Here is a 12,706-nt window from a genome sequence, read left to right on the forward strand (position 1 = left end):
AGCTGCTCAGTAGTAGGGGATGCTGCGCTGTGTGCCGTTGATGCCCACCCTTATGTACCCTGTCGGGGTGCTGGAGGATGGGGGAGTTGTGGTGACGGCCTGATTGCGTAGTTCCAGTAGATAGCCGAGCCGCAGGCCCATTCCGGCCCCATCCTTGTCGGAAATGTCCAGGCCGAAGTTGCCGTACTGGGAGAGGCGCATGACGTTGGCGGCCGTCGGGTCGCCAAACCACAGGTCGCGGATGAACCGAAGGACCGCCCGGCTGGGGTCGCCGCCGCCATAGGCCTGTGCGAAATCGATTGTCGGCGCCGATCCGCCCTGATAGCCGGGCCCCGTAATGCGGAAGACGTTCGCCTTGACGGCTGCGCAGTCGACGTCGCGATGCACGCGCGTCCCGAAGGTCGTCAGGATACCCAGCTCGTCGTGCAGCAGCTGCGACACGAACCGGTTGGCGGGATCGAGCGGATGCGTGCCGTCAGTGATCCAGCCAAGGCGCTGCAGCTCGGTGTAGGAACGGCAGGCCCTGTACCCGTCGAAATAGGCCGCGTAATTGGCCATGGCATTGTCGCGCCAAATCTTCTGGATCGCCAGCTGGGACGCTTCGGAGGTCACGTCGGGCAGAGAGCCGATCACCAGCAGGGAGCACGCCGGCAGGCTGGCGAAACGGGTGAACATCGCCGGGATGTTTACCGCCGCATTCTCCTCCTTGGCCTGCACAAACATCAGTTTGCAGTTAAACTCGTTCATCAGGTAGGCGAGGATGGCATCAGACGAATAGCCGTTGTTGGCAAGCGTGCTGCCGCCCCGGCCGAAGCCAAGCGGCACGATGCCGTAAGCCCGGAAACCGCCGCAATAGGACGACAACACGACGACCTTTCCCGTCGCGGTCGCCACCATCTTGTATTTGATCGTGGGATCGGCCGTGAACTGGATCTTGGCTCCGCCGAGCGCCGTATCAGAAAGGTCAAGAGTCTGCGTTTCATAGAGCGCGTTCGAATCACGGTTGCGCAACTCGACGCTCACGCTGCCCATGCCCGGCCCCTTGGCAAAATACATGCGCATTGTGGCAAAGCCGTTGGCCTGTCCCATGTCAACGGTGAGGGTCGCGCCGCTCGAAAGCTCGACATGGCCGCCATTCGGCAGATACGTGAAATCAACATACCCAGCACCTCCACCATCTGGCCGGCTCTGGTCGATCGGCAAACTGCCGAGACCGGAGTTGAAATATGTCCCCGTCAGCGTCTGCGTCGGACCTGAGACGTTGAGGCTCGTGCCGCCGATGACGGCGCCCTGCTGGATTGCTGTAAAAAGCTGGAGCAGGAAAGGCGACCAGACGTGCGGCGAGACGCTGTCGCCGTAGTAGCCGATCCCGATAAAGCCTGATGGGGAGGCCGTGGGAGTGGTCCCCGCGTTGTAGGCGTAGAGAGCCTTGTAGAAATCCCTCAGATTATGCTTGCCCTCCAGCAGCGACACGCCGTCCAGCCGGGATGCAACCGTGGTCCCTTGCCTTGCATAACCGATCATGCCGGCACCCAGCGCCGTGCTGGACTGGCTGGCGAGATCGGCGACGGCGGCGCCCTGGTAGATCTGCCATTTCGGCGATGCCAGGTCAGTGGCAAAAGTCCCGGCCGTGTGCGCCACCGTGCAGATGTACTGCACGCCGCCCTGCATCACGGTATCGCGCACCGCATAGGCAGTGCCTGTCACCCAGTTGCCACGGTGATTGGTGATGATCGCTGTCGAGGCCTCGATGCGATCCTCGGTCGCCTCGATGGCCGTGCGATGCGCCAGCGCCTCGGAGGCGGCCGCCTGTGCCACGATCCGATCGGCATCCGCTGCCGCCGCCGCCGCCTCGGCCGCCGCCTGTCCGGTGTCGGTCGGCAGACCGGCGACCTTTACCCAGCCCCCCGCCTGCCGCTCGTAGACGCCGCGATCGGCGCCGACGAGGACGATGCCGGTCTCTCCGACGGTGGCCCCGAGGACTGCGTCCAGGGACGTTTTCGAAACACGCGCATAGTCGGCGGAAACCAGCAGGGCCAATGCATCGAGCGTGGCGCCCAGCGCGCCGCTGGCGGCGAGCTGGGTGGCGAGCGTGGTCACCAGCATGCGGCCACTGCCATCGGCGGCATTCACCAGCACGTCAACGGCCGAGCTTTTCAGGGGGTAGTCTGTGGAACGAATGCCATCTGCCATCTGGATCTCCTATCGGATGACGACGGGGTGCGGGCCGGACACAGGGCCGCCCACGCCGTCAGCGTTGAGGGGTTGAATGAAATAGTAATGGGTGCCGGCCGACAGGCATGTCGCCGTCTCCTCGAAAAGCACGACATCGTCGAGCGAGCCTTCGAAGGCGGACGAGGCGAGGAAGCCGAGAGCCGTGCTGCCGCCCGCTGCCAGAAGCCTGTCGGAATAAAGTCCGTTTGCGGAGCGGGCGACGCCGCTGACGGCAGATCCGCCCTGCAGCTGCGGCGTCAGCGTCCCGGCCACGAGATCGAGCACCCGGAACGCAAGCCGATAATATTTCCCGGCAACCATCGACACACTATCGACGATGGAGGACGCCGTCCCCGGCGCATGCGTTGCCAGGCCATCGGCAATGCTCCAGCCTGTCCCAAGGCTCCAGGCACTGGCATCGCCAAAGCTGCCATTCGGCAACAGCGTCACGCGCGTCGTATCGCCGTCCAGTACGGTATAGGAGCGGGATGGCGTGACATCGAGGGTCGCCACGACAGGATCGCCGGAATCGAGCGTCGAATTGGTAGAGCGATAGACCCTGACCTGCGTCGTGGCACTGTCGGCCGAAGTGGAAAAGATGATGGCTGCGCTGCCCAGGAAGGCGGCGGTACTGACGCTCGCATCATCGATGGCCGCAGGCAGTGCCGCATCCGTCGCGCCGATCGTGACGGTGATCACGGTCGTGTAATTGCCAACCGTCCCGTCCGGCGCAATGGCGGCCGCTCGCATCTGAACCGGGTTGCCCGTGACATATCCCCCGACAGTGATCCCCCCATCAGCCGCCGGAAATTCGACCGTTGTCCAGACGGAGGCGCCGGACAGGCGGTGTTGCAGTCTGTATTTTGCCGTCACCACAGCACCGGATCCGGGCACAAGCGTCGCGATGAAGGAGCCAGCCTCGCCTGCCCCGGAAACACCCGTGCGCACCGAGGTAAAGACCGGCGCGGGCGGCAGGATATCGCCACTGTCGATCTCGGCGCCCACGCGCCCGGTCCAGGCGGGCGGCACTTCTTCGTCGGTCAATTCGTCGATGATGGGCGCTGCATCCACCATGCGGAAGGTGGACGTGAAATCCCTGCCCGCCTCCACCCTTGTCACGACAACCGGGAAACTCTCCGCCAGCGCCGGACCGAACTGCACCAGGTCTCCCACGGCCGGCAGTTGCGTGCCCACGGCATCGAGCAGAACCAGACGGTGCTGCCCCGGCTGCGTGACGATGGCACGCACGACGCTGTAGCCGATCGTATCACTCTCATCGGCGAAGACCCGGAAGCGCATGGCATAGCTCTGTCCCGCCAGCATCGAGACATCGTTGTCCAGTTCAATCGCGCGCCCCATGACGGACTTGACGCGCGCGGACGACTGCATGCGCTCCAGCACATCCGTATTGAGCATCACCAGGTCACCGCGCGTCGCCACACGCACCAGACCATCCTGCAAACAGGTATAGACATCGGCGCGGTAGATTGCTTCGTACATGCGTCGCCGCGCCTCGCGCCAGATTTCGGCAGGATCGGTCTTTCCCGGTAGTTCCAGCGCTTCCGTCTTGGTGATCGCGCCGGAATGGCCCGGCCACGGTACGATCCGTTCCGCCGGCTTGTAATCGTTCGTGGCATCCTGGAAGGACACGCGGAAGGCATGCGGCGGGTCGATATAGGTTCTGCTGGCCTTGAACTGCCAGCTGTTGCGGCTGTTGATGTGATCCACCGCCAGTGTCTGCGGCCGGTCGATCACCACGCCCCAGCGCACGCCGTCATGGCGCGGCAGAGCGCGGCCGGCCGAGGCAATCTGCGTCAGCACGTCCCGCAGCTGCGCATTCTCCTCCTCATGCACGCGGTCGTATTTCAGGCCCTTCAGCCGGCAGAAATCGTGCCAGTCCTCCAGCTGGCCGAGGTCAAGGCCCGCATCACTCACGGGTCGCGGATTGGCTGCGGACTGCAGCGCCAGCCGGTAGATCGAAGCCGGATTGCTGGTCTCGCGCTCGATCCATGTACCCGTCGTGTGGTCGTAGTCGAGGCATCGGCGCGAGGCGAGTGCGTTGACGTTATCCAGCTGCCCGTTGATCTGGTAGGTCGCCTTGATCCGAAGCCCGATCAGCGCCATCGGCTTGGCGATGTTCAGGGGATATTCCGGCCGCAGCGTCTGCAGCGCCACCCAGGAAGACCGGCTCTGCACCTGCGTGCTGGTGGTCTCGTCGGTCATGCGCGTCACTTCGATTTCGTATCGGCCGCGCGTTGCGAAGTTCCAGGTGTATTGCCGGAAGAATCCCTCCAGCTTGCTGGACGTGATCGACAGCGTTTCTACCGTCTGCCATGCATCGTCGCCAGCACCTGCCGGCCGCTGGCGAATGCGGAATGCCACCGTGACGGTTTTAACGTTGCCGTCGTTGTCCACGCGGCCGAGGCCCGCCGAGAAGCCTAGGATGATCGAGGCGCCACTGGCGTCCGGCCCCGTGGTGCGGATCACGGGCGTTTCCTTGGCCGGCCCCGAGATCACCTCGCCGATATCATTGCGTGGGAGCGGCCGCGCCAGTTCGGCACCCACGCTTTCCTCGACAACCTGACTGGGATAGAGCGAGATCGGTGCATCCGTGGACAGACCCTCGCGCGTCTCCACCTGAAACTCGTCGTATTCGGTCAGCGCCGTGTCGCCAACCTGGATGCCGGAAATCGTGACCGGTCCGATTCCGAGCCCCAGGATGCAGCGCAGGTACTGCACGTCGCCGACAATTTCCGAATAGGGCGGCGCGACAAACGGCGGCGCAAACCGGATTTTTCCGGCCACATCGGGAAGCACGCCGTTCGGCTCCTGCCGGTTGCGCCATCCGGTAATCGAATAGGTCGGATTGCCGTTACGGTCCTTTGGCGTCTGCGGCGGGATCAGGGCATTGATCAGCAGATTGCCAAGGACGGAAACGCCGATTCCGATCAATGCCGAGGTAATGGCAAAGCCGGTCGTGCCGGCCGCGAAGAACCCGGCCGCCCAATATTGCCCGAGGGCCACCGCCGCGATTGAGACGACGATCTGCAGGATCGAGCGCAAGGCATTCTTTCCCGGCACGATGCGGATCACCACCCGCACGCCGGGCTTGGGTCGCACCCTGGTCCAGTGGGCAGGCTCTACAGCCGCGCAACCCGCATCCGACAACAGGACCACGCGCATATGCCTGATGTCGTCGAGTGTGGCCTTGGGCAGCGCACGCTGGATGATCTCTGCAATCGTCAGACCGGCCGGAAGATCGAGCTCAACGCGGCGCGCGCCCGGATCGATCAGCGGCGCGGCCAGCACCGGCACGGTGTCGGGCACGGGAACGTGTGTCACGGCAATCGGTGGCATCAGGGATGATCTATCCTGTCTGTGTGGCGGTAAATGCCGGTCAGCCGGTGCTTCCAGGCGCCGGTCGTGTAGCTTTCGATTTTCGACTGGTCGTCGGCGGTGACGTGCAGCATGCGCCCCGGATCGATCACCAGCCCGACATGCGTTTCCAGCGCGCCGCGCCGGAACACCGCAACATCACCGGGCCGCGCTTCCGTGACACGCCGCCAGCTTGGGGAGCCGCGCTCATTGTCGAGCAGCCCGGCAATTTCCCGCCGCTCCTCGATCGAGGCATAGCAACCGTGATAGGTCGGCAGGCGGATGCCGAACGCAGCGCCATAGACCAGCACCACCAGCCCCCAGCAGTTGCAGCCCTGCTCGTCGTGACCGAACTCGGCATAGGGTATGCCGACATAGGCGCTTGCCCAGTGTGCCGCGCTCATCGGTGCAGCCCCGGAAAGCGGTCCTTGGTCATCCGGTCGCATGGGTAATATTCAAGCTCCACATCCTCGCGCGAAAAGGAGATGACCACCTCTCCGGAGGTGATGTCGGCGGACAGGATGGACATGTCCCGGTATTCCGCCTCCACCATGTCGGGCGTCTCGGCCAGAACGACAGCCATATGAATGGTGGCGCGATCCGTGAAGCTGCGCAGCAGGCGGGCAATTTCCGGATCGATGTTGTCGAGCACGATATTGCCGGAGGCTGGCGTATCGTCGATGTCCGACGGCAGATCCGTGGACGCCACCACGAAATAGAACGGGTCCGCCTCCGGATCTTCGGTCATCCAGGTGGAGCGGGTGCCGTAGATTTCCGGATCATCCGAAAGCCGCTCTGTCCAGTCCGTCGAAAGCCGGATCGGACTCTCCAGCAACGGATGCTCGACGTAGAACAGCGCGACATAGACCTCCCCGGTCATATCGGCATCCTGCGCAGCGCGCGCGTTGAGCGATAACCGCCTCATGGCATCACCAGAATGGAAAACGTGACACGGAACTGCGTATCGACGACAGTTTCCTCCGGGGCGCCGTCCGCGAACTTGCAACGCCAGATGCGCGTCAACAGCATCGGTCGCCCCTCGCTGTCCAGCATCTGCTCCCCATTGCTGTCGAGTGCCGGCCAGCCATCCGTCGTCGGGTCCGGCATATCGAAGGAGATCGTGCCGAAGCCTGTTTCCTCCTCGTAGAACCGGTCGAAGCGCGCTTTTTGTCCACGATCGAGCAGAAACGACAGCGACACCGGCCGCGCCACGCCGGAGAAGCGACGGCGATAGCCGGCAGGGCCGATATCCCCCGCCCGCTTCTGGCGCGGATCCTGCGCGGTCTTCTTGTAGCCCTGCTGCTCCGGCGGCGGCAGTTCGGAAGGCCAGACGGCAACCGTCATCGACGCGGCCCCTTCCGGCGCACGCCGAACTGCTTTTCGAGTGCATCGGCCGCAGCGCCGCCGCGCTTGGTCAGCGCCTGCCCGACCTGTTCGGACAGGACGAATTCGATCTGCTGGCCGCCATATTCATCGGTCGTCTCGCGCGTCTCGACGCTGACGCCGGCATTGTTGATGATGTTGACGCTGACGCGCGGCGCGGGAGCCGGTGCGCTCATGCGCTCGGAGGCAGCAACGGAAGCCGCAGCCTGTCGCCAGACATGGTTTGGCATCACATAGCCGCCGTCATCGAAGCCGGTCTTGCCGCCGAAGCGCGCCATGTGCCGCAGGGCGTCCAGATTGTGCACGCCGATCAGTGCCGTCGTCGCTGCGTCGAACACATATTCCTTTTCGTGCACAAGACCCGCCACACGGCCAGGATCTGAACCGCCCGTTGGACCGCCACTGGAATAGCCGCGGATCAGGAACGAACCGAGCGTGGTATTGGCAGACCACAGCGAACTGGTGGGCGATATCCCGCCGAACATGCGGCCAAAGCCGCCCAGAATGGACGACCACAGGCCGCCGCCCGTCCCGGCGCCACCGGTTGCCGCGATATTGCCGATCTGGCTCAGGCTGTTGCCCAGCTGGCCGACGCCATTGCCGAGAATGCCGAGGTTCTGGGTTGCGATACCAGACGACGAGGCGAGCCGTCCCAGCGACGTGGCCGCTTCCGTTGCACGGCGAACCTGCAGCTGATTGGCGTTGATCCAGCTGGTCATCACAGAATCATTCTGGTTGCCGGACAGCATCTGCAGCTGCAGCTGGCCATCCATCATCCGTGACGCGCCCGTGGCAAAACCTACATGGCCGCCCAGCGCATTGCGCCCCAGCCCGCGCGACTGCAGCAGCACATCACCGCGCAGCGCCTGTGTCGGATCGACAGACCGGCCCCAGGTCTGGAAGGAATTGGCGACCAGAGATCCCGTGCCGTCCACGCCGACCTGCTGCAGCGCCGAGTTCACAAAACCCGCGCACCAGGCGGTGCGGGCCGCATCGATATCAACGCCACCCTGACGCAGGAACCCGTTGATCGAGGCCGAACTGCCCGTTTCCGTCTGCCCGAGCAGGCCCATGGCGCGGTCCACGGCGGAGGACGTGAAGGCAGAAATTCCGCCACCCGCATAGGCTCCGCCATACAAAGGGGAATTGGCCACGTTGCCGTAGATCGACGGACTGCCGTCGATGCGGCGCAACAGCACATCGTCGATGGACGACATGCTGCGGCCGAGCGGGCTGCCGATCAGCGAATTGGTGAAGCTGTCGAAGGCGCGATCGGTATAGCGCGTCGCCAGATTGGACAGCGCGCGCGAAATGGAGTTCGCCAGCGTCGCGCCGAACTTGTCGCCCCGCAACAACCCGTCCTGAAAATCCGAGAAGAAGCCGCGCACGCCAGCGCGAAGCTCGCCCATGCGGATGTTCTCTCGGATGATCTGCGCTTCCTGCGTCCCGAAATCCACCGAAAGGCCGGCGCCCCGCAGCCGCGCGCCAACCGCCTGGTCTTCGGCGGAGCGCTGCATCTGGGCACGCTCGAACAGCACGTCGTTGCGCAGGCTGGCGCGTGCGGAGAGATCGGCGATACGACCGAGCTCGGCCGCCTTGTCGCGGATCATCTGCAGTTCGCGCTCATCAACGGCAATGTTGTTGCGGGCAGCATCGGCCCGCAGCTGGGCCGTCAGGCCGTAGGCCGCCTGCAGGGCAACCACCTCGCCGCGCGTGCGGCCGATCATCGTCAGTTCCAGCTGCTGCGTGGCAACCGTTTCCAGCAGCGACCGCGCCCGCTCCTTTTGCGCTTCGGACAGCCGGTATTCGGCTTCCGTCCGCGCGCGGCTGGAGGCAAGGCTGATGCGGCTTTCGCGCGACGCATCGCTTTCGCCGAAGTTGATGGCTGCCCGCTCGCGCGCGGCTGCCGCCTCCGCAAGCTCAATCGGCGAGCGCGCCCGCATCGAGGCGAGATCGGCCGCCTGCATGCGACGTCGGTTTTCGATTTCCAGTCTGTCGAGAAATTCACGATCGACATCCAGCCCGCGCGAAGGACGCGGCGTTGGGACGGGAACATTGAGCGGTAATTGAATGTTCTGCATCCGACCGTCAGGAGAGCGGTCTACGCCATCATATGTTCCTTGACGCGGCCAGACTTCAGTCAGAACACCGGAAGCCTCACGCCTGAATTTATCGGCCTCAACCGTTGCGGCCCTGATTTCAGGCGCAAGCTGCGAAAATCGTTCGGAAAATCTCTTGAGTGCTGGAGAGCCGAACTGATCAACCACCTCCGCAAGCTTGCGCTGCGCGCTGCTGAGATCATCGGTTGTGGCACTTCCCTCCAGTAGCTTGGATTGCAGATCAGACATTGAAGACGTGAATGTCCGAAGCAGCGGATCTGCATCCGCACCAGCGCCGACCAATTCACGGCGCGCAGCAGCATATGGCTCAGCAAGCCGCTTGAGCAAAGGATCAGCATTTTCCAGGCTGTTTTTTGCGCCAGCGCTTCCAGCGGCCAAACGGTCTTTTATCTTTTGCGCACGATCCAGCTCATCTGCGTAGGACTTGACCTGAGGGACCGCATCACCCCATCCAGAAGCAACGCGCCGAATAAGGTCTGCATGCTCCTTCAAGGTCGCAGACATGCCGTCAGAACCGGATTTCCAGTTGGCAAAATACTGGATCAGAGCCGCAGCGCCCGCCGTCAGACCGATTGTCACAAGAGAAACAGGGCTGAGAAGCGACATAAATGCCGCCGCCAGACCTGACACAGGCTTTTCCATTCCTGCAATGACACTAGACAACTGCGTGCCCTGCTGGAGGCCGATCATCAACGGATTCATGCCGCCGAACGCCGTCACCGCAATATCCTGAAACTGATAGGCAACGTTTGTCGTATCGAAGCTACCTGCATGGCCCCGCACGTTTTCGTTCGCGGCAACCTGCGCCTTCATCGCATTGTTGACACCCAGCAGCGAGTCACGCAGCTGGTTATTCTTCTTGATCTGCTCCTGCCTGATGCTGGAGATGATCGAATTGGCCTGCTGCTCATTGACGACACCCGTCATGACCGCCTTGCCGACGAGATCAAGACTATAGAGCATTTCGCGCTCGAACCGCTTGTTTTGCGCAAGGAGCGGGTCGTACTTAGCTTGAAGCCTCTCGATACCGGATTCGATACCGGCAAGGGACTTCGGCATTTTTGCCCCAAACGAAACGGCCTGTTCGTCCAGTTTCTGCCTTACCTTTTCCAGAATGTCCGGAGCGCGTTGTCCGAAGTGGTCGAAAGCGTTTTCCGCAAGCTTCATCCCTGTAATCGTGCCGCTGGCATCGATCACAAGCTCGACAACTCTCTGCTCATTGGCCATGACGGCGGCTCCTGCAAGCGCGGCAAAGTGACAGGAACAGACGGCCGCCTAGGTTTTGACGGCCGTCAGGAAGGCATCGTCCAGCGCCTCAAGGATCTCGATTTCCCAGGGCGAGAAGCGCATGCCGGATTGTCGAAGAAAGGCCTCGATGTCGGGCCAGGTGATCGGCCGAGGCCCGGAGAAGCCTGCGGCCGTGCGCGCCCGCAGGCGATGATAGGCCTGCCAGATATGCGCCAAAGTTTGCGGAAAAGGCGGCAGGGTTAGTTCCGCCTCGATTTCCGCCCGCCGTTGCGGCTTCTTCGTCCGCTTCAGCTGGCCTTCCAGCTGCGCGCGGAGGGAGACGCCTTCATCACCCACCGCCGCGAGCGCGAAGGCACGCTCCGCATAGGCCATCAGGCGCTGGCGGAGCGCCTCGTAAAAAGCTTTTCGACAGTGATTGCTTCGAGGATCTGCGCAACCGCGAATTCCATGCCAGGCAGAACCAGAAGCTCTGCTGCACGCGAGACATCATAGACCTCGCCATTCACTTGGATCGGCGTCCAGTCAATGATCCGAGCAGCCATGTCGGATGCAGCTTCGCGGCGCATCTGACCGGGTGAAATAACAGGTGGCTCATAGGGCTTCCTGTTGATCTGGGATGCTTCGATGTCGCGGCTTTTCTTCAGGTTCCGATCAGCGATAAGATCATTCAGCGCCACGGTCTTCGGATGCGTGGGGCCAGCGAGTGTGACGCTCCAGCCCATGTCCGATCCATCCGGCGCCTTGATCTGCACCGTTGCGGTCTCCATCGGCAGATGTGCGGAAATATCGATGACATTGCTCATGTGGTGTTCCTTGTCGGTTAAGAAGCGGGAGGGGCCGACATCCCCTCCCGCCATTGCGCGCAATCTTCATCGGCGTGTCGGCGCCGATCTCGTCAGGCCTTGCCGGCCTTTGTCTTCACTTCTCCCGCCACCTCGGCCGGCGCCTGCGGTTCGGGTGCAAGCACGGCGGACTGGCTGATCGCCAGCGTGGGAAGGCCGTGCACGGAGCGCGGCCAGGTGATGTGCAGGCCTGCCGCACAGGCTTCGGCGATGGCCTCATGCAGCGCGGTCGCGGCATCGCGAACGGCCTGTTCGTGGCTGGTTGCCATGGGAAATCCTTTCCGGTTCGTCAGGTCGCGTTGCTGACCTGAATTTTCAGGGTGGTGGGGTCGAAGGCGCCGCCGCGCGTATCCTTGCCGACGAGATCGGCGGGGATGCCGAGCGTCACGGTCCGGGCGCCGCCGGTCTTGCTGAGCGCCGACTTGGCGACGCTGCCCAGCGTGAAATTGGACACCACGAACGACACGAAGTCGGCCGGCGCGGCCTCGCCCTCCTGCGCCAGAAGGTGCAGCGAAAGCTGGGTTTCCGCGCTGAGATCGGCGAGCGCCTGCAGATCCTTGCGCAACACCGTCAGGTTCATCGACAGCTGCATGGTGCCGAGGAACACATCGGGCGAAAGCTTGGTCGGGCTGATCACCGAAGGTGCCGAGGCCTGCAGATCGAGCGTCATATCGAAGCTCGTCAGGTCCAGTTCGTCGCCGGACCCGAAGCGCAGCACCGCTTCAGACGCCGCAAGCGAATCGGAGGTCGGCTCGACAGGGCTGGTGAAGTGCGGAGCCGCAGACCCTTCCTTGACGTCGAGCGCACCGGTTCCGGTCCAGCCATATTCGCAGTCCAGCAGGCCGTCGGCGTTCATGCGCAGCGTGAAGCGCGACCAGCGGCAGTCGGTAAAGACTTCCGAGGCGTCGAGATCGTATTCGTGCTCCTCGATGGTGAAATAGGATTTCGTCAGCGCGCCGGCCCCGCCGTTGATCAGCACCCGGCCCGGCCGCGTGATGGTGAAGGTGGTATCGGGCGAGGCATTGGCCGTCAGCGTTTCGGCCGTGGTGATCGTGGTGGCGGTCAGCCCCGTGATGCGCAGATTGCGGTTGTTGTTTGCCGCATCCGGCAGGCCCGTGGCGCGCACCACGTCACCGACGCGCAGCCCCTGCGTGATCCAGCTGCCGGCCGCCGCCACGATGGTGTTCGCGCCGGTCGTCACGCTGGTCATCGCAGCCTGCGTGATCGCCAGATCGGCGGACGACCAGCTGTTGCGCATCAGCGCCTCCAGGATCGGATCGGCGCGACCGAGCCCCAGTTCGCTGGCATAGGTGCCGGTGGTGCGGCGCGAGCCATGCCGGCCCCGCTGCTGCTGGCCGTCGCGCCGCACCAGCTGCGACTGCACGGCCTGCTTGGTCAGCTGGCCGCCCTGCCCGCCTGTGGTCCACAGGACCAGTCCGTCGGTTCCGCTGGCCTGCGCCCCTTTCGCCGACTGCTGCTTGAGGGCCACATATCCATTCCAGTTCTCAGAATAGCTCATCAGAG

10 protein-coding genes and 1 pseudogene are annotated in these 12,706 nt (G+C 63.5%); all 11 read right to left on the bottom strand.

All coding sequences use genetic code 11. From position 1 onward, the window contains the following. Positions 1-6: 6 nt before the first annotated feature. Positions 7-2,193: a hypothetical protein gene (locus KLP42_RS10170; RefSeq protein WP_215566362.1), complete on the bottom strand. Its 2,187-nt coding sequence runs from the start codon at positions 2,191-2,193 to the stop codon at positions 7-9. A gap of 9 nt (positions 2,194-2,202) precedes the next feature. Continuing rightward, complete coding sequence (locus KLP42_RS10175; RefSeq protein WP_215566364.1) at positions 2,203-5,571, bottom strand: TipJ family phage tail tip protein; 3,369 nt, start codon at positions 5,569-5,571, stop codon at positions 2,203-2,205. Further along, complete coding sequence (locus KLP42_RS10180) at positions 5,571-5,993, bottom strand: C40 family peptidase (RefSeq protein WP_215566366.1); 423 nt, start codon at positions 5,991-5,993, stop codon at positions 5,571-5,573. The genes KLP42_RS10175 and KLP42_RS10180 overlap by 1 nt, the downstream gene beginning before the upstream one ends. Beyond that, the gene (locus KLP42_RS10185) at positions 5,990-6,469 is read right to left on the bottom strand and encodes a hypothetical protein (protein WP_252192894.1); all 480 of its coding nucleotides are present in this window, start codon (positions 6,467-6,469) and stop codon (positions 5,990-5,992) included. Before KLP42_RS10185 ends, KLP42_RS10180 begins: the two co-directional genes overlap by 4 nt. Positions 6,470-6,510: 41 nt before the next feature. After that, the gene (locus tag KLP42_RS10190; protein ID WP_215566370.1) at positions 6,511-6,933 is read right to left on the bottom strand and encodes a hypothetical protein; all 423 of its coding nucleotides are present in this window, start codon (positions 6,931-6,933) and stop codon (positions 6,511-6,513) included. Continuing rightward, a complete protein-coding gene (locus KLP42_RS26890) occupies positions 6,930-9,053 on the bottom strand; it encodes a C40 family peptidase (RefSeq protein ID WP_252192895.1) in 2,124 nt (707 codons plus the stop codon). Before KLP42_RS26890 ends, KLP42_RS10190 begins: the two co-directional genes overlap by 4 nt. A 543-nt stretch (positions 9,054-9,596) precedes the next feature. Continuing rightward, positions 9,597-10,319: pseudogene (locus KLP42_RS27390) on the bottom strand (phage tail length tape measure family protein); the annotation flags it as partial. Between the two features lie 48 nt (positions 10,320-10,367). After that, complete coding sequence (locus KLP42_RS27395; protein WP_215566374.1) at positions 10,368-10,712, bottom strand: phage tail assembly chaperone; 345 nt, start codon at positions 10,710-10,712, stop codon at positions 10,368-10,370. Next, positions 10,712-11,143: a hypothetical protein gene (locus KLP42_RS10205; RefSeq protein WP_215566376.1), complete on the bottom strand. Its 432-nt coding sequence runs from the start codon at positions 11,141-11,143 to the stop codon at positions 10,712-10,714. Before KLP42_RS10205 ends, KLP42_RS27395 begins: the two co-directional genes overlap by 1 nt. 92 nt (positions 11,144-11,235) lie before the next feature. Then, complete coding sequence (locus KLP42_RS10210) at positions 11,236-11,451, bottom strand: hypothetical protein (protein ID WP_215566377.1); 216 nt, start codon at positions 11,449-11,451, stop codon at positions 11,236-11,238. Positions 11,452-11,471: 20 nt separating this feature from the next. Continuing rightward, the gene (locus KLP42_RS10215) at positions 11,472-12,701 is read right to left on the bottom strand and encodes a phage tail tube protein (protein ID WP_215566379.1); all 1,230 of its coding nucleotides are present in this window, start codon (positions 12,699-12,701) and stop codon (positions 11,472-11,474) included. Between the last annotated feature and the right edge of the window lie 5 nt (positions 12,702-12,706).

The sequence above is a fragment of the Rhizobium sp. CSW-27 genome, assembly GCF_018760785.1.
In the GTDB taxonomy this organism is placed as follows: Bacteria; Pseudomonadota; Alphaproteobacteria; order Rhizobiales; family Rhizobiaceae; genus Neorhizobium.

Coding starts and splice junctions, on each gene's coding strand:
- KLP42_RS10170 (WP_215566362.1), bottom strand. CDS start 2,193: ATGGCAGATGGCATTCGTTCCACAGACTACCCCCTGAAAAGCTCGGCC.
- KLP42_RS10175 (WP_215566364.1), bottom strand. CDS start 5,571: ATGCCACCGATTGCCGTGACACACGTTCCCGTGCCCGACACCGTGCCG.
- KLP42_RS10180 (WP_215566366.1), bottom strand. CDS start 5,993: ATGAGCGCGGCACACTGGGCAAGCGCCTATGTCGGCATACCCTATGCC.
- KLP42_RS10185 (WP_252192894.1), bottom strand. CDS start 6,469: ATGACCGGGGAGGTCTATGTCGCGCTGTTCTACGTCGAGCATCCGTTG.
- KLP42_RS10190 (WP_215566370.1), bottom strand. CDS start 6,933: ATGACGGTTGCCGTCTGGCCTTCCGAACTGCCGCCGCCGGAGCAGCAG.
- KLP42_RS26890 (WP_252192895.1), bottom strand. CDS start 9,053: ATGCAGAACATTCAATTACCGCTCAATGTTCCCGTCCCAACGCCGCGT.
- KLP42_RS27395 (WP_215566374.1), bottom strand. CDS start 10,712: ATGGCCTATGCGGAGCGTGCCTTCGCGCTCGCGGCGGTGGGTGATGAA.
- KLP42_RS10205 (WP_215566376.1), bottom strand. CDS start 11,143: ATGAGCAATGTCATCGATATTTCCGCACATCTGCCGATGGAGACCGCA.
- KLP42_RS10210 (WP_215566377.1), bottom strand. CDS start 11,451: ATGGCAACCAGCCACGAACAGGCCGTTCGCGATGCCGCGACCGCGCTG.
- KLP42_RS10215 (WP_215566379.1), bottom strand. CDS start 12,701: ATGAGCTATTCTGAGAACTGGAATGGATATGTGGCCCTCAAGCAGCAG.